General features: G+C 41.8%; 20 protein-coding genes and 1 pseudogene. 15 read left to right on the top strand and 6 right to left on the bottom strand.

Annotated features, from left to right (window positions below; all coding sequences use genetic code 11):
- Nucleotides 1-23: 23 nt before the first annotated feature.
- From H6G86_RS00440 to H6G86_RS00430, 3 genes are all read left to right on the top strand, one after another.
- A complete protein-coding gene (locus H6G86_RS00440; protein WP_190932640.1) occupies nt 24-194 on the top strand; it encodes a hypothetical protein in 171 nt (56 codons plus the stop codon).
- Between the two features lie 73 nt (nt 195-267).
- On the top strand, nt 268-2463 hold the full coding sequence (locus H6G86_RS00435) for a sensor histidine kinase (RefSeq protein ID WP_190932639.1): 2196 nt from the start codon (nt 268-270) through the stop codon (nt 2461-2463).
- 119 nt (nt 2464-2582) lie between these two features.
- Nucleotides 2583-3230, top strand: a complete 648-nt coding sequence (locus tag H6G86_RS00430; protein WP_190932900.1) for a class I SAM-dependent methyltransferase — start codon at nt 2583-2585, stop codon at nt 3228-3230.
- Between the two features lie 141 nt (nt 3231-3371).
- On the opposite strand, the gene H6G86_RS00425 is transcribed toward H6G86_RS00430, so the two are convergent.
- Nucleotides 3372-4169: a dienelactone hydrolase family protein gene (locus tag H6G86_RS00425; RefSeq protein WP_190932638.1), complete on the bottom strand. Its 798-nt coding sequence runs from the start codon at nt 4167-4169 to the stop codon at nt 3372-3374.
- Nucleotides 4170-4460: 291 nt separating this feature from the next.
- Here H6G86_RS00425 and H6G86_RS00420 point away from each other — a divergent pair, with 291 nt between their 5' ends.
- Both H6G86_RS00420 and H6G86_RS00415 read left to right on the top strand, forming a co-directional pair.
- Nucleotides 4461-5000 (top strand): DUF2267 domain-containing protein, encoded by a 540-nt coding sequence (locus H6G86_RS00420; protein WP_114083665.1) that lies wholly within the window; start codon nt 4461-4463, stop codon nt 4998-5000.
- A 112-nt stretch (nt 5001-5112) separates the two neighbouring features.
- Nucleotides 5113-5682: a Uma2 family endonuclease gene (locus H6G86_RS00415; protein ID WP_190932637.1), complete on the top strand. Its 570-nt coding sequence runs from the start codon at nt 5113-5115 to the stop codon at nt 5680-5682.
- Nucleotides 5683-5741: 59 nt separating this feature from the next.
- Here the strand turns inward: H6G86_RS00415 and H6G86_RS00410 are convergent, their stop codons facing one another.
- The 5 genes from H6G86_RS00410 to H6G86_RS00395 all read right to left on the bottom strand — a co-directional run bounded on the left by H6G86_RS00410 (nt 5742) and on the right by H6G86_RS00395 (nt 8858).
- A complete protein-coding gene (locus H6G86_RS00410; RefSeq protein ID WP_190932636.1) occupies nt 5742-6416 on the bottom strand; it encodes a RusA family crossover junction endodeoxyribonuclease in 675 nt (224 codons plus the stop codon).
- Between the two features lie 17 nt (nt 6417-6433).
- Nucleotides 6434-6853, bottom strand: coding sequence for a hypothetical protein (locus H6G86_RS00405; protein WP_190932635.1), 420 nt, complete (start codon nt 6851-6853; stop codon nt 6434-6436).
- Between the two features lie 163 nt (nt 6854-7016).
- Nucleotides 7017-7205, bottom strand: a complete 189-nt coding sequence (locus H6G86_RS38470) for a PIN domain-containing protein (protein ID WP_242064645.1) — start codon at nt 7203-7205, stop codon at nt 7017-7019.
- A gap of 48 nt (nt 7206-7253) precedes the next feature.
- Nucleotides 7254-7409, bottom strand: coding sequence for a hypothetical protein (locus tag H6G86_RS38465; protein WP_242064644.1), 156 nt, complete (start codon nt 7407-7409; stop codon nt 7254-7256).
- 30 nt (nt 7410-7439) lie between these two features.
- Nucleotides 7440-8858 (bottom strand): site-specific integrase, encoded by a 1419-nt coding sequence (locus H6G86_RS00395; RefSeq protein WP_190932634.1) that lies wholly within the window; start codon nt 8856-8858, stop codon nt 7440-7442.
- A gap of 110 nt (nt 8859-8968) precedes the next feature.
- Between H6G86_RS00395 and H6G86_RS40090 the strand changes: the two are divergent.
- From H6G86_RS40090 to H6G86_RS00345, 10 genes and pseudogenes are all read left to right on the top strand, one after another.
- Nucleotides 8969-9136 (top strand): annotated as a pseudogene (locus H6G86_RS40090) (nitrogenase molybdenum-iron protein alpha chain); the annotation flags it as partial.
- 217 nt (nt 9137-9353) lie between these two features.
- Nucleotides 9354-10889 (top strand): nitrogenase molybdenum-iron protein subunit beta, encoded by a 1536-nt coding sequence (nifK, locus tag H6G86_RS00385; RefSeq protein ID WP_012407198.1) that lies wholly within the window; start codon nt 9354-9356, stop codon nt 10887-10889.
- A 195-nt stretch (nt 10890-11084) separates the two neighbouring features.
- Nucleotides 11085-11432 carry a Mo-dependent nitrogenase C-terminal domain-containing protein gene (locus H6G86_RS00380; protein WP_190932633.1) on the top strand — a complete coding sequence of 116 codons (348 nt, stop codon included), beginning with the start codon at nt 11085-11087 and terminating at the stop codon, nt 11430-11432.
- Nucleotides 11433-11538: 106 nt separating this feature from the next.
- A complete protein-coding gene (gene nifE / locus H6G86_RS00375) occupies nt 11539-12921 on the top strand; it encodes a nitrogenase iron-molybdenum cofactor biosynthesis protein NifE (protein WP_163927026.1) in 1383 nt (460 codons plus the stop codon).
- The gene (gene nifN / locus H6G86_RS00370; protein ID WP_190932632.1) at nt 12922-14259 is read left to right on the top strand and encodes a nitrogenase iron-molybdenum cofactor biosynthesis protein NifN; all 1338 of its coding nucleotides are present in this window, start codon (nt 12922-12924) and stop codon (nt 14257-14259) included.
- Between the two features lie 191 nt (nt 14260-14450).
- Nucleotides 14451-14864 (top strand): nitrogen fixation protein NifX, encoded by a 414-nt coding sequence (gene nifX / locus H6G86_RS00365; protein WP_179071803.1) that lies wholly within the window; start codon nt 14451-14453, stop codon nt 14862-14864.
- Nucleotides 14861-15337, top strand: a complete 477-nt coding sequence (locus tag H6G86_RS00360) for a NifX-associated nitrogen fixation protein (RefSeq protein ID WP_190932631.1) — start codon at nt 14861-14863, stop codon at nt 15335-15337. Before nifX ends, H6G86_RS00360 begins: the two co-directional genes overlap by 4 nt.
- Before the next feature lie 84 nt (nt 15338-15421).
- Nucleotides 15422-15622, top strand: a complete 201-nt coding sequence (locus H6G86_RS00355) for a CCE_0567 family metalloprotein (RefSeq protein WP_114083656.1) — start codon at nt 15422-15424, stop codon at nt 15620-15622.
- The gene (gene nifW / locus H6G86_RS00350) at nt 15619-15936 is read left to right on the top strand and encodes a nitrogenase-stabilizing/protective protein NifW (RefSeq protein ID WP_100900534.1); all 318 of its coding nucleotides are present in this window, start codon (nt 15619-15621) and stop codon (nt 15934-15936) included. The genes H6G86_RS00355 and nifW overlap by 4 nt, the downstream gene beginning before the upstream one ends.
- A 10-nt stretch (nt 15937-15946) precedes the next feature.
- Complete coding sequence (locus H6G86_RS00345; RefSeq protein ID WP_114083654.1) at nt 15947-16756, top strand: HesA/MoeB/ThiF family protein; 810 nt, start codon at nt 15947-15949, stop codon at nt 16754-16756.
- The last annotated feature ends 16 nt before the right edge of the window (nt 16757-16772 follow it).

Here is a 16772-nt window from a genome sequence, read left to right as displayed (position 1 = left end):
CAGTTTGTCGTAGACATTGCTTTTTGAAAAAGAGACGTAGCAGTGCTAGCGATCGCATTCACAATTACGCTAAATGTACTGAACCTGTATATCCTTTGAGAACTCCCAAAGAACTACCAGATGAATTAATCAGCGTGTCATGTCCTATCTGGGTAAAGCTAGCGTTTAACCCGGTAACTAGACTAAAAAACTAAACAAAGGTGAGTATGTGGGCATCTTGGGAACTATAGAAGCAAATCAAATTAGCACAACCTCCAGTTTGCAACAATGAAGATTCCCTATCCCCGCAAAGATAAAGCGTTCCCCTTACAGATTGTTCTTGTTGTTCCCTTCCTGATCCAAATTTTTGGAGCGGTCAGTCTAGTGGGTTATTTGTCGTTTAAAAATGGACAAAGAGCAGTTAACGACCTAGCAGAACAGTTAATAGATCGCACGAGCGAGGTAGTGGATGAACATTTGAAGTCTTATCTTGCTATTCCACAAACCCTTAATCAGATCAATGCAGATGCCATCCGCAGGGGAATATTAGACGTGCGCGATCGCCAAACCGTTGGCAAGTATTTCTGGGATCAGATGCACGCCTCTGATCTGACTTATATTGGTATCGGGCTAACGACAGGCGAGGGTCTTGGAGCCGCTCGTTATGACGGCAAAACGATCACCATTGATGATTGGACTGCCAAGCCTCCCAATAATACTTCCACATACGCCACAGATAATCAAGGTAATCGAACTCAGGTTAATGCTCGGTGGGATTGGAACAATTTTAAGGAATCTTGGTATACTCAACCCATCGCTGCTGCTAAACCTATTTGGGCAAAGATTGTAACTGGAAATTATCCCACCGGCCCTTACATAGCTGCTTCTGCCAGTCGTCCCATTTATGACTCGCAAAATCGCTTACTAGGCATGATTGCCTGCGATATCCATCTGTTAAAACTCAGCGATTTTTTACGCAATTTAGATATTAGTAAGTCTGGGGAAGTATTCCTTTTAGAGCGAGATGGCACATTAATCGCCAGTTCTGGTACAGAAAAGCCTTTTGTCCTCGTCAATCAAGATATCCGACGATTACGAGCGATCGACAGTTCTGACACAATCATACAAAAAATTGCCAAACACCTCCAAACCTCTGGGTTTGCATCTATCACCCAAGACACAGATTTTCAACTTGAGGTACAAGGAAAACGGCATTTTGTCGATGTTGTACCTTGGCGTGACAAGTACGGCTTGAATTGGCTGATGGTAGTAAGTGTGCCAGAAAACACATTTATGGCGCAAATTAACGCTAATACGCGCACCACGATCGCACTTTGTTTTGGTGCATTAGTCGTTGCCTCTGTGATGGGCGTATTTACCTCCCATTGGATTGTACGCCCGATTCTGCGCCTAAATTTGGCAAGTGAGGCAATGGCATCAGGCAATTTAGCTCAGACAGTAGAAACAGGCGTTATTCAAGAACTTAATACCCTGTCTAACTCTTTCAACTACATGGCAGAGCAACTACATGAATCGTTTACCGCTTTAGAGAAAAGTAAAGAAAAACTAGAAGATCGGGTAGAAGAACGTACTACTGAACTCAAAAATGCATTAGAGGAATTGCAGCGCACTCAATCTCAAGTTATTCAAAGTGAAAAAATGTCTAGTCTGGGACAACTAGTTGCTGGAGTCGCACACGAAATTAATAATCCAGTCAACTTTATTCATGGCAACCTCGTCTATGTGCAGGAATATACCCAGGATTTATTAGCGTTTGTGCAATTGTATCAGCAGCACGATCCCAACCCTGCGGCTGAAATTCAAACCGTTGCCGAAGACATCGAACTAGAGTTTTTGCAAGAAGACTTACCAAAAATGTTGTCTTCCATGAAAGTAGGCACCGATCGCATTCGCCAAATTGTACTGTCGTTGCGAAACTTCTCCCGCATCGACGAAGCGGAATTCAAAAGTGTTGATATTCATGAAGGCATCGACAGTACCTTGATGATTTTGCAGCACCGCCTCAAAGCTAAACCAGAACAACCTGAAATTGAGGTGATTAAAGACTACGGCACTATACCCCTAGTCGAATGCTATGCCGGACAACTCAACCAGGTGTTTATGAATATTTTAGTAAATGCGATTGATGCGTTGGAAGAAAATAATACTAAGCATACCTATAAGGAGATTGAGAAAAATCCCAGCCGAATTAAGATTCGCACATCTGTAATTAATTCAACGTGGTTAGAAATAGCGATCGCTGATAACGGAGTCGGTATATCTAAAGAATTTCAGCAACGAATATTCGATCCTTTTTTTACTACCAAACCCATTGGCAAAGGAACCGGAATGGGTATGTCTATCAGCTACCAAATCATCACAGAAAAACATGGCGGCAAACTAGAGTGTTTCTCAACTTCTGGAAAAGGAACTGAGTTTATCATTCAGATTCCTCTTCAGCTAAACCTTAATGAAGTGGTTTAACACTAATTTGGAATTGCCAAGTCATCTAGTTACCATTACGGTATTCAAACTTTATAAATTCGCATTATTATACAGTGAATAGGTGGTTAAAACCAGTAGTTCTATTTTTTAAGGAAGCTATGCAGATTAATCAGGTGATTGAAACCTACGATCAGAGCGCAGTGGATTATGACGCAATTATGAAGCGTTATTGGCACATTGATCGCGAACCTTTGATTGCTTCTTTGCAGCTTCAGCCAGGACAAACCGTGCTAGATGCTGCGGTAGGAACAGGTCTTAATCTTTCAGCTTACCCAGAAGGGGTAAATGTTGTGGGTGTTGATCTTTCTGAGAAGATGATGGATGAAGCACGTAAAAAACGCGTATCCGCAGACATCACCTTCAAGGTATCGGATATCTGCAATCTTGATTTTCCTGATAATAGCTTTGATGCAGCAGCATCGGGATTTACCTTCTGTGTCGTTAGCAATCCAGTTCTTGCTCTTCAAGAAATCTTACGAGTTACCAAGACTGGTGCATTTATTGCCATTCTCGATTACTGTAAATCCCAAGATCCAGAGATTCAGAAATGGCAAGAGTTAATAGCTGATGGTGCTTCACAACTAGGCTTCCCAACTGGCAAAATCAAGTGGGATGCGTTGATGGATTATGACGAATTGATTTACAATAGCAAGCTTCCTATTGAAGTGCTGGCGGACAATCGCATCGAAAATCCAAATCCGTTTTTATGTGGTTGTCAATTACTGCTGAAAAACTTAAAAGGTTAAAAGCAATAGAATCGCAGTCTTGTAATTTTGTTTTGTAGTGAGGACTTTAGTCCTCTCTACGAGACGCTATACGAACAAAATCAGAACTAAAGTCCCGACTACGAACATTTTTAAAGGAAGATTGATTAGCTTGTAACCATATCACAAGTGATTTTGAAACAGTTCTAGAACATATTGCCAAGCATCAGGAGCAGCTTCAGGATTGTAACTTGGGTGTTGTTCCATAAATGGGTACTTATCTTTGAAAAATCCAGCAAAGAATCCATGTCCGGCATTGTATCGAAATACACGATGATTTATTTGATGTTTCTTTAATTCTGCCTCAATTTGCTCGTTTTCTTCCTGGGAAACTAATGTATCTCTTGTACCAAAAAATGCATAAATAGTACCTTTAATTTCCGAGGTACGATTAATGGTTGGAGTCTCTTCACCATAACTAGAAGTGGTAATTCCACCACCATAAAACGAAGCTGTTGCTTTGATATCAGGGAAAGTCGCAGCGATGTAAGCAACATGACCGCCAAAACAGAAACCAATGACACCGATTGCATCATCTTTGACATTGGGTAAAGTTTTTAAGTAGGCGATCGCAGCTTGAATATCACTTAAGATATCTTGATACTTTACTTGTTGATAGTATTCCAACCCCAGCCTATAGCTTTCTGGACTAAACCCAACATCTTCAGCGCTAAAATCAGCTTCAAAACCGGGAGCAATACGTTGATACATTGCAGGGGCTATTGCTACATAACCTTGTTTAGCGATTAGTTCGGTGATATCTCGAATATTACTATTGATTCCAAAAATTTCTGGAAAAACTATCACCGCTCCAAAAGTTCCATTTTCTGCTGGTTGAGCTAAGTAAGCATCGATTTCTAAGTCATCGTTGGGTACTTTGACTTTTGCAGTATTAATTTCGATGTTTGTTGTTTCTACCATCTTTGTTTCGGCTGCTTTTATACCAACTTATTTATTCTGACGTTTTTTGACACCAATGGGCGATGTCTACGAGTATTGCTCTACTTAATAAGCATCGGGTTAAATTAAATATGCGTTATCCAGAACCCTTGTAGAGACATAATAATGCTACGTATCTAAATGCAGATGAGAAAAATTTCTAACTTTTGAATAGATGTCATCTCAAACTTCTGGAAGATTCCAAGGGTTTTTGATTTGTGCGACCTTACATATAAGCATAAAGACTCAAAATTAATAACCAGAAGAAAAACAATGCCAGATCAAAGTTTTAGAACAAATATTCCAGAAGTTGACCCAACAGAGATCGAAGATACTCGAACTGCGATCGCTGATGAACATCACTCCTTTCTTGAAAAGGTTATGGTTAAAAGCGGATTTGCAGATTTGTATGATGCAAGAGACTTTACCGAAGTTGTGTTTCGCGTCATGCGCGACTTAATGACCACAGAAGCAAGCGATCGCGTCGAGTCAGAACTGCATACAGAGGCTGTGCCTACAGATGAAAAAGCGCTCCAGTTTGAAGTGGCTGAACTCTGGAAAGACACCAATCCCATTGTGAGATTTTTAAGTCGCATCCGTCAACCTTTAAGAGGCCCAGCTCCCATTGGAATTGATTCCAATCTATTTCTGCGGCGGGTTGCTAATGAAGGAGGGATTCCAGGAACAGTTGACGCAGAACAGGCAGTTAAAGCGGTATTTTCTGCTACCAAAGACGAACTTTCCCAAGAGCGGATTCAGGAAATTGCTGGCTGGCTTCCCGACCGTATCCGTGAGCTTTGGGAGCAAGCTTAATTAGAAAACTAGAAAAAGTCAAGTCTGTTTGCGAGTAGCGATCGCAAACAGGCTTTCTATATCTCTATAATAGATTTATTAATTCCCAACCATTAGCGATCGCTTACAACCTATGATTTCTACCATCTCGCGCCGCTACAGCTTGGATGAATATCGCGCGATCGAAGAAAAAGCCGAAGGACGCAGCGAATATCGAGATGGAGAAATTGTACTCATGCCTGGAGGAACGCTTAAACATAGCCGCATCGGTCGGAACATTCTGACCTATTTTAGTACTGTGCTACGCGATACTCAATTCGAGCCGATTAACAGCGATTTACGGCTGTGGATTCCTGAACATCGACGCGGAGTATATCCAGATGTAATGGTTTTTAACGGCGAACCGCAACTAAATGCTGAACGTTTAGATGAAGTATTAAATCCCGTGCTGATTGTTGAAGTCTTATCTCCTTCCACCGCAGATTACGACCGACTCAGTAAATTTCGGATGTATCGCTCAATTGCAAGCTTTAGCGAATATTTATTAGTCGAACAGGATGAACCTTTTGTTGAACGCTATAGCAAGCAAGCTCAAGGTTGGTTGCTCAGTGATTTTAGCGGCTTAGAGTTATCTATTTCTTTAGATTCAGTTAGTATTCAATTGCCGATGGCAGAAATTTATCGCGGCATTGTTTTTGAGTAAAATAGCTCTGTTTTTTTCGACAACGCACCCTGCGGGAGGGATGCGATCACAATTGCTTGTTAGCTGTTATTTGCATACTCATTTAGAGTTACAACCTCAAACCCTCTAACCCTAGTTCTATGAAAAGGTCTTGGTGCTCCAAGCAAGCTGGCAACGCTTGGATAAGATACTCCAAAAGAAAGCAATGCGTCTTTTGAAATAGCCATAGTCTTCAACATACTTGTCCATAGCTGTTTTCCTTCTGTTGGCAAAAGTTTAGGTGCTAATACACACAGCCCCTGTCCGATATCGATGAATATGACATCATCACGGCAACACCACTCGTCTGGCACAAAATCTATTCTGACGTTAATATATTCAGTACCTGACATCGAGTGTGACCAAGCGACATGAAGACTTCTAACTTGGCAATCGTCGATGAATAGTCCGTCAAGGCCAGTTAGCGCATCTATTGTTGGCTTCAAAGCATTATCAAGATCAGAGTTTGCATCTGTCTCGTAACGACTCTTGGCTGATACGTACCAGCGAAACTCTAAATGAATATCACCAATCAATAAGTAATAAATTTTTTCAAATGAAGACTTTATGCGAGAAACGTACTCGTCCCTTGCCGCTTTTTTTGCTTGAATAGACACCGGAGATCCTGGAATTTTAAATTCAAGTGAGCCAAATGGTGAAGGCACTCTTCCATCATTCGCAGCTTCCAGTGCTTTGATCAGTTCATCATTACTCATCTTTGTATTGAAAATTATTATAATTCATTAATCAGGTTTTTTAAAGTATCTAAATCTGAATAATCTATATGCTCTAAATTAGGAGGTATATTAATAAAATTACTTAATTCTTTAATTTGTTTTAAAGCCACAGCATTTTGCTTAATAAGATTGTTGGTTATTCTCTGCTGATCCAGAAGTTGGGTTTTGGTAGATTCTAATTCCCATTGAAGTTTGAGTAATTGCAATTCAAAATCTTGGTATTTAGAGCTAATGGGATTTGGTTCCATATCCAAATCTGGAATATAAGTAAAGATTTGTTTGATTCTTCTCCACTGTTGCTTCAGCTTATTAATTTCATTACTTCGGTCACTGCCAAGCTTTAATTCTATGAACTTATGAGCAGCAATAGCTTCAAGAAATCCTTTACGTAATTCTTCTAAATCATCTTCTTGCATAGTTTATAATTTTGTTGGAGTTTATTAAAGCTTAAACTTAAGATAGCTGACTGGCATCAGTAATTATATCAAACCTAGTCAAATGCACTTAGCTAGTAGGGTGCATTGTAGCGCAGTGCAATGAACTACATCCTCAGTACTAAATATCATAAGTGAGTCTGCATTATGGGTGACTATTATGGTTTTCAATCATTAATTCCTCACTTACAACTGCTGCATTCAACTCATTATCTGCGGATACAAAGGTAATAGGAGGTAATCCATTAGCAATGGAAATGTTGTTGACTACACGACCTACTGCTAGTTGAATAGCATCATAACCTCTTAAACCATAAGTTTCAGATAATACCATTCCGGAATTAATGATATTTTCTGTGATTTCAACAATTTGATAGTCTTTCTATAAACCAATTTTGAACTGATTGCGTGTTCTTGTCGCATCTGTAATGCTAATACTTCCACTGCGCGATCGCATGGTAGTTGCCGCTATAATTTCCACACCAGTTATTGCAGCAATAAATGCCTGATTGTTGAAAGCCGGATCAAATAGCCCCAAAACCCAAACTGATATGATTTATCAGGAAATTTAACTTTGTTTATAAACCATTTCCATCCTCAACTTCTCAATCTCTAACCTCAACTTATCATTTTCCATCCTCAACTTATTGTTCTCCTCTCTAATCAACTCAACTTCATTCCTCTTACTTAACGCCTGATTAATTGCCAACTTCCGCATATCTAACGAAAACCAACGCTGATAAGTTTGCGTGTGAACTTGTACACTATGCCCTAAATTATCCGCCGCAGCTTTAATTGGTACTCCCAAAATATGCGCCCGGATTGCCCAAGCGTGACGTAAATCATAAGGTTTAAAATCTAATCCTATTTTGCGAAACCACCAACTAACTCGCTGTGTTAACGCCGTTATCTCAGCATGATTAGTGTTATCTTTTTTAGCGATCGCACTCCTCAACATCTCTAAATATTTCGGATTTTTCAAATCAAAATCTTCAATCCATTGCCGATGTAATGGTAATGCTTGTCTCTCACCAGTTTTACAATCTTTATGAACTTTCCATGTCAAATCTGTATTTTCTTGACTCAACCACCAATCAATATCAGGATTAATAAAAAGTTCCCGTGGACGTAAACCAAAAACTGCTAACATTCCATAAGCCCACCGCCAAAGCTGCCAGCTATCTTGAAGATTTTGATTAACTTGATTACCTCTATTATGTTGGTAATCTTCAAACTTGAGAATTCCATCATATATTTCCGCATCTGTAGGTATATTGCGGGAATTATTCTCCGGCATTTTGGAATATTTAGATAAATCGATTTCGATTTTAAATGTCATGCAAAATGCTGCGATCGCTCTAGCTGCATTATACTTAGCCCATTCCTTATCGATTTGTTCAATTAAACTGACCAGATTTTCAGCAGTTGCCAAATCTTTAGGATTCGTAAATCTTTTTGCTCGGGAAAAGTAATAAAAAAAAGTATGTTCGCTTTTAGTAGTTCGTTTATGAGTTTTAAAATACTCACTCTCAAATTGTTCGAGTAATTCTCCTATAGTCTTAAATTCTTTTTTAATTGCCTCATTACCTAAATATTTATCATTCCATTCAAACGTTTTACGAGCGATTAACTTCCCTAATTCATAGGCTTCTTCCTCAGCCGTTTTAAGTCCATCTAAGTTAGAGGGAATATTCAAACTGATATTGTATTGTTTTCTGCCAGTACTATTGCTATCTTTGTCTCCCGGTTTAATTGGTAACGTCGCCCGTAATTGCAGACTTCCATTCGATTCTCTGATTGTCACCTTTGCCTTTGCAGACTTCAAACGCAGATTAACTTTTTCTAATTCTAGTAGTACTTTCGTTCTCATGTGTTCTTTTTGCTGCTGTGCTTGCAGACTTGAGCCAAGAAAACTGCCATCGGTAGATGAAACAGGCTCTAAGTCTGCAAAAGCTTGTTGATACTTGTCTTGACCCTGATTATGCATCGCTGTGTTTTTAGCCTATATTTAGCCTAAAAATAAATGTGTTATCAGCGAACAATGTTTAGAACAGACACTGTTTACTGTAAACATTAGGCTATTTAAAAGAATTAAACCACAAAAAGGATTACTCCGGCCCTTATCACGGTTATGACGGCTTTGCCATCTTCGCACGTGACATGGACTTAGCACTCAACAGCCCAACCTGGGGATTAATTGGCGCTCCTTGGAATGAAAAAGCTCAGGCTAAGAAGGCTGAAGCTAAGGCTAAGGCTGCCGTTTAGGGAAATGGGAGAGAGAGATAAGTAAGGATAACCTGGGGCTAAAACCCCAGGGGGGAGTTGGGAATCCAAAATTCAAAATTGAAAGATTAAAAATTTATTTTGATTTTTGCATTTTGAATTTTGAATCATATTCCCACTCCCTTGTACAGACGCGATTAATCGCGTCTCTCCCACCTCAATCAGTAAAAGAATTCAGTAAGCTTGGAGTCCAGAAGAAATGCCTCAGAATCCAGAAAAAATTCAAGATCACGTCGAGTTATTCCACCAGCCTGAGTACCAACAGCTATTTGAAAACAAAAAGCAGTTTGAAAACGGTCACGATCCCGAAGAAGTAAAACGGGTTTCAGAGTGGACAAAGGGTTGGGATTATCGTGAAAAGAACTTCGCTCGTGAAGCTTTAACCGTTAACCCTGCTAAAGGCTGCCAACCACTAGGAGCAATCTTTGCTGCTGTTGGTTTTGAAGGTACTCTACCTTTCGTTCAAGGTTCTCAAGGTTGCGTTGCTTACTTCCGCACCCACTTAACCCGTCACTACAAAGAGCCATTCTCTGGTGTATCTTCTTCAATGACTGAAGATGCAGCCGTGTTTGGTGGTCTGCAAAACATGATCGACGGGTTGGCGAACTCTTACCAACTCTACAAGCCTAAGATGATCGCTGTCTGCACCACCTGTATGGCAGAAGTAATTGGTGATGACTTACAAGCCTTCATCAACAACTCTAAGCAAGCTGGTTCAGTTCCTCAAGATTTCCCAGTACCTTACGCTCACACCCCTAGCTTTGTCGGTTCCCACATCACTGGTTACGACAACATGATGAAGGGAATTCTTTCTAACTTGACCGCAGGTCATAAGAAAGAAACCAGCAATGGTAAAATCAACTTCATCCCAGGTTTTGACACCTACGTAGGCAACAACCGCGAAATCAAGCGGATTGCTTCCTTGTTCGGCTTTGACTACACAATTTTAGCCGACAACAGCGACTACCTCGATTCACCCAACACAGGTGAATTCGATATGTACCCAGGTGGAACAAAGCTAGAAGATGCAGCAGATTCAATCAATGCGAAAGCTACGATCGCTCTGCAAGCACACTCTACACCCAAAACCCGCGAGTACATTGAAAAAGAGTGGAAGCAACCAACCTCAGTTTCCCGTCCTTGGGGCATTAAGGGTACTGATGAGTTCTTGATGAAACTCAGCGAATTGAGCGGTATCCCCATTCCTGAAGAATTGGAAATCGAACGCGGTCGTGCAGTTGATGCCATGACTGACTCTCACTCATGGATTCACGGCAAGCGCTTCGCTATCTACGGCGAACCAGATTTAGTATACAGCGTAGTTGGCTTTATGCTAGAAATGGGTGCTGAACCTGTGCATATCTTGGTTCACAACAGCAACGAAGTATTTGAAGCAGAAATGAAAGAACTGCTTGCTTCTAGCCCCTTCGGTCAACATGCAACTGTTTGGCCTGGTAAGGACTTGTGGCACATGCGTTCACTGTTGTTCACCGAACCAGTAGACTTCTTAGTTGGTAACACATACGGTAAGTACCTGTGGCGCGACACCAAGATTCCCCTCGTGAGAATCGGCTACCCCATCATGGATCGCCACCACCTACACCGCTACGCCACCATTGGTTATCAAGGTGTGATCAACCTCCTCAACTGGACTGTAAACACCCTGTTTGAAGAAATCGATCGCAACACCAACATTCCTTCTAAGACAGATATTTCCTACGACTTGATTCGTTAGAAATTGCGTAGAAACACAACGTGTTAATTAAAGGGTGAAGAAGGGGAGTCGGGAGTAGGGACTGGGGACTGGGGACTGAGGACTAGGGACTGGGAAAACACCCAATGCCCAATGCCCAATGCCCCATGCCCAATCCCTAATTCCCAATCCCCAACTCCCCTTTTTCTTGATAGCATTTACCCAAGGAATTGATAAATGGAAACCATCAATCACACTCACGAACACACTCACACTCATCCTCATCCTAACTACCATCCACCTAACCAGAAAAAACGAGGATGGTTCCACAATCTTCTTAATCCGTTGCGTAGTGTAGTGGATGAAATTCAGGTTAAAAATAATCGCTTCGCTCATCTAATTTGCCAAACAATTCCTTGTTGTTGTCCCTTTGAGCGACAAATTAAATTATTTGGGAAGTCTATTGATATTCCACCACTATGTAAACTCAATCCTTTATATGACGAATTTGTAGGATTGCGTTTCCGCGCTTTATCTTACCTGACCGATGTTTGTGGAGAGGATGTCACAAAATACATTTGTTAGTCATTTGTCATTGGTCATTGGTCATTAGTTATTAGTCATTAGTTGTTAGTTATTCAAAGGACAAATGACAAATGACAAAGGACAATTAATAATTAAGAGAAGAGAGATGAAAAGCACCCAAGGCAAAATCAACGAGCTGCTGACTGAGACAGGATGCGAACATAATCAGCACAAACAATCCGAGAAGAAAAACAAGTCTTGCGCCCAACAGGCACAACCTGGCGCGGCTCAAGGGGGCTGTGCCTTTGATGGTGCAATGATTGCTCTAGTGCCGATCGCAGATGCTGCTCATTTAGTCCACGGGCCGATCGCCTGTGCTGGTAATTCCTGGGGCAGTCGTGGTAGTCTGTCGTCTGGCCCTCAACTCTACAAAATGGGCTTTACCACAGACTTGGGTGAAAATGATGTCATCTTCGGTGGCGAAAAGAAACTCTACAAAGCGATTCTGGAACTTCACGAGCGCTACCAACCAGCAGCAGTATTCGTCTATGCCACTTGCGTTACAGCCCTAATTGGCGATGATATCGATGCTGTCTGCAAAGCTGCGGCTGAGAAAATTGGTACTCCTGTTGTTCCTGTCATTGCTCCAGGATTCATTGGCAGTAAAAATCTCGGCAACCGTTTTGGCGGTGAATCTTTATTAGAATATGTTGTCGGAACAGCAGAACCGGAACATACAACGCCCTATGATATTAACTTAATCGGTGAATACAACATCGCCGGTGAAATGTGGGGAGTAACACCACTGTTAGAAAAATTAGGCATCCGTATTTTGTCTAAAATTACGGGCGATGCTCGCTACAATGAAATTCGCTACGCCCACCGCGCCAAGCTCAACGTCATGATCTGCTCGCGAGCGCTGCTCAATATGGCGAGAAAGATGGAGGAGCGTTACAACATCCCTTACATTGAAGAGTCTTTCTACGGCATCGATGATATGAATCGCTGTCTGCGAAACATCGCCGCTAAATTAGGCGACGCTGATTTACAGGAGCGGACAGAAAAGCTAATTGCAGAAGAAACGGCTGCTTTAGATTTGGCATTGGCTCCTTATCGCGCTCGACTCAAAGGTAAGCGAGTTGTTTTATATACTGGTGGTGTCAAGAGTTGGTCGATTATTTCGGCTGCTAGAGACTTAGGCATTGAAGTTGTTGCTACCAGTACTCGGAAAAGTACTGAAGAAGATAAAGCCAAAATCAAGAAGTTGATTGGCAACGATGGCATCATGCTAGAGAAAGGCAACGCTCAAGAATTGCTACAACTGGTTAAAGACACTCGCGCAGATATGCTGATTGCTGGTGGACGTAACCAATACACAGCTTTGAAAGCTAGAATTCCTTTCCTTGATATCAACCAAGAACGCCACCATCCTTATGCAGGTTATGTGGGAATGATTGAGATGGCGCGGGAACTGTACGAAGCTCTGTATAGCCCGATTTGGGAACAAATACGCAAACCCGCTCCTTGGGAAGAAGAGGAGGAAGTTTAAATGGCGATCGTTACCGCTTCTAACAAAGCACTGACAGTTAATCCCCTCAAGCAGAGTCAAGCTTTGGGCGCAACCTTAGCCTTTTTGGGATTGAAAGGAACAATGCCCTTATTCCACGGTTCTCAAGGTTGTACTGCTTTCGCCAAAGTTGTCCTCGTGCGGCATTTCCGGGAAGCGATTCCCCTAGCTACCACAGCGATGACGGAAGTCACTACTATCTTGGGCGGTGAAGAGAATGTGGAGCAAGCGATTCTGACTCTGGTAGAAAAGGCTAACCCGGAAATTATTGGTTTATGTACCACTGGGTTAACGGAAACTAGGGGAGATGACATTGAGGGATTTCTTAAGGAAATCCGCGATCGCCATCCCGAATTGAATGATTTAGTGATCGTTTTTGCACCTACCCCAGATTTTAAAGGTGCGTTACAAGATGGCTTTGCTGTTGCTGTGGAAAGCATAGTTAAGGAAATTCCTCGCGCAGGTGGACTCAGAACTGAACAAGTCACGATTTTGGCGGGTTCTGCCTTCACACCTGGAGATATACAGGAAATCAAAGAGATAGTCACCTCCTTTGGATTAGTGCCGATCTTTGTACCTGATCTTGGCGCTTCTCTAGATGGACATTTAGAGGATAGTTATAGTGCGGTTACAGTCAGTGGAACTACCTTAAAACAGCTACGAGAAGTAGGTAGTTCTGCTTTTACCCTGGCATTGGGTGAAAGTATGCGGGGGGCTGCAAAGATTCTGGAAGAACGCTTTGGCACACCTTATGAGGTGTTTGGCGAACTGACGGGATTAGAACCAGTAGATGAGTTTATCCAAGCATTGGCGATCCTGAGCGGTAATAGCGTACCCGAAAAATACCGCCGCCAACGTCGTCAGTTGCAAGATGCGATGCTGGACACTCACTTTTATTTTGGTGCAAAACGAGTTTCTTTAGCGTTGGAACCAGATTTGCTGTGGTCAACGGTGCATTTCCTGCAATCGATGGGAGCGCAAATTCATGCAGTGGTGACAACCACGCGATCGCCTCTTTTAGAAAAACTCCCAGTTAAAAGCATTACCATCGGCGATTTGGAAGACTTTGAGAGTCTAGCAGGCGGTTCTGATTTGCTAATTGGTAACTCGAATGTGGGTGCGATCGCAAAACGTCTCTCGATTCCTCTTTATCGTTTAGGATTGCCCATTTATGACCGCTTAGGTAATGGTCAATTTACTAAAGTTGGCTATCGAGGCACGATGGAGCTTTTATTTGGCATTGGCAACCTGTTTTTAGAGGCAGAAGAAGCGAGAGTTAAGCAGTTCCAAGAGTTCGGAATTGTGAGCGCAGAGTTTTGAATTCACACTTGAAATTCAAAACAGTTCAGTTAAGAATTGATCCTCCCTAACCCTCCTTAAAAAGGAGGGAATAGAGCAAGTCTTAAATTAGCCCCCCTTAAAAAGGGGGGTTGGGGGGATCTTCCGAGACTAAATATCACTAACTGAACCGTATTGCTTCAAAATTCAAAACTTTAGAGAGGAAAATTACAATGAAAATAGCCTTCACGACGAGCGACCGAGTTCATATTAATGCTCACTTCGGATGGGCAAAAATGATTGATGTTTACGAAATTTCTGATGAGGGATATCACTTCGTAGAAACCCTCAATTTTGAAGGCGAACTCAAAGAAGATGGGAATGAAGACAAAATCAACCCAAAACTTCAGGCAATAGGCGACTGTACGATTGTTTACGTAACAGCAATTGGTGGTAGTGCCGCCGCTCGGTTAATCAAGAAAGGTGTCACCCCAGTGAAGGCGCGATCGGAAGAAGAAGAAATTAGTGAAGTGCTAAACAAGCTAGTGAAAACCCTCAAGGGTAATCCTCCACCTTGGTTGCGTAAAGCTTTGCAGCCAAAAACCACAAACTTTGCTGATGAAATTGAAGACGAAGCAACAGTATGACCGCAAATAATAGTGTTAACGGAACCGCTACAACAGAAGTCTTGAACTCACCTTTTCTTAAGGTATTAATCAAACAAATCCGTGGTCAAGACAGTTATGGAGTTTATCGTACTTGGTCGGATGAGTTGATTCTCAAACCCTTTATTGTTACCAAACAAAAGAAACGGGAAATCTCCGTTGAAGGCGAAGTTGATGCGGTAACTCAAGCCCGAATTATGGCATTTTTTCGGGCTGTAGCGGCTGGAATTGAACAAGAAACAGGTTTGATATCCCAGGTTGTAGTTGATTTGAGCCATGAAGGATTTGGCTGGGCGCTAGTTTTTTCAGGTCGTCTTTTGCTAACTGTGAAAACCCTGCGAGATGCTCAACGCTTTGGCTTTGACTCGCTAGAGAAATTAGCAGAAGAGGGAGAAAACTACGTCAAAAAAGGTCTTGATTTGGCGAAGCGCTTTCCTGAAGTTGGCAAAATTTAATTAGTCATTGGTCATTGGTCATTGGTCATTAGTAAAAGACACGTGACTAATGACAACAGACGAGGGACAAAGGACAAATGACAAATGACAATTGAGGAAATACAAGCAAAAATCAGACGGCTCAATAGCAAAGCAGGTCAAATGAAGATGGATCTGCATGATTTAGCTGAAGGTCTGCCAACAGATTACAAACAACTTATGGATGTTGCCGCCGCAACTTATGAAATCTATCGCCAGTTAGATGAACTTAAGCAACATCTGAAACAATTGGAGAATGCTAAATGACTGGAACTATTGATGAATTCAAGAAGCTCGTAGATGCGGAAGAATTTTTCCAATTCTTTAATATGTCCTACGACTTAGAAGTTGTAAATGTACATCGTCTACATATTCTGAAAAAGTTTTCTCAATATATGCAGGAAATTGATGATAATTCTCCTGACTTAAGCCAAGAAGAGAAATTAAATCAATATTCTTTGGCTTTGCAAAAAGCTTATCAGCTATTTATCGAATCGACAGCTTATGAACAAAAGCTGTTCAAAGTGTTTAACGACAAGCCGAAAAATGTAGTCACACTGACAGAAATCACTTCTGATTAGGAGGTATAAATTGGTTAACCTAACGCCTACCGAATTAGAACGCTATCGTCGCCAAATGATGCTTCCGAATTTTGGCGAAACAGCACAGAAACGCCTGAAGTCAGCGACGGTTTTGGTTACAGGTGTGGGGGGATTAGGCGGTACGGCGGCGCTTTACTTAGCAGTAGCGGGCGTTGGGCGGCTAATCCTAGTCCGGGGTGGTGACTTGCGGCTAGATGATATGAATCGTCAGGTTCTTATGACTGATGATTGGGTAGGTAAGCCAAGGGTATTCAAAGCTAAAGAAACTCTGGATGCGATTAATCCTGATGTCCAAGTGGAAATTGTTCATGATTACATCACCCCGGAAAATGTAGATTCCTTAGTGCAGTCGGCTGATATGGCTCTTGATTGCGCCCACAATTTTACAGAGCGCAATTTGTTAAATGAAGCCTGTGTGCGATCGCGTAAGCCAATGGTGGAAGCCGCAATGAATGGGATGGAGGCTTACCTGACAACGATTATTCCTGGTGTGACTCCTTGTTTATCTTGTTTGTTTCCAGAAAAGCCTGAGTGGGATCAGCGCGGCTTTTCAGTTCTAGGCGCTGTTTCTGGAACCCTAGCTTGTCTAACAGCGCTGGAAGCTATCAAGTTGATCACCGGGTTTAGTCAGCCTCTGTTGTCGCAATTGCTAACAATCGACCTAAATCGGATGGAATTTGCTAAACGCCGTTCTCACCGCGATCGCTCTTGTCCAGTATGCGGTAATAGTGCGCCTTGGAGACACGCACAATCCAATTCGATGGAACCCACAGCCACAGGTATTGCACAAAATACTTAATTTTGTCATTGGCCAT

This window comes from Nostoc sp. FACHB-133, assembly GCF_014698055.1.
GTDB lineage: Bacteria > Cyanobacteriota > Cyanobacteriia > Cyanobacteriales > Nostocaceae > Nostoc.
This window is presented reverse-complemented; position numbering and strand designations above follow the sequence as displayed.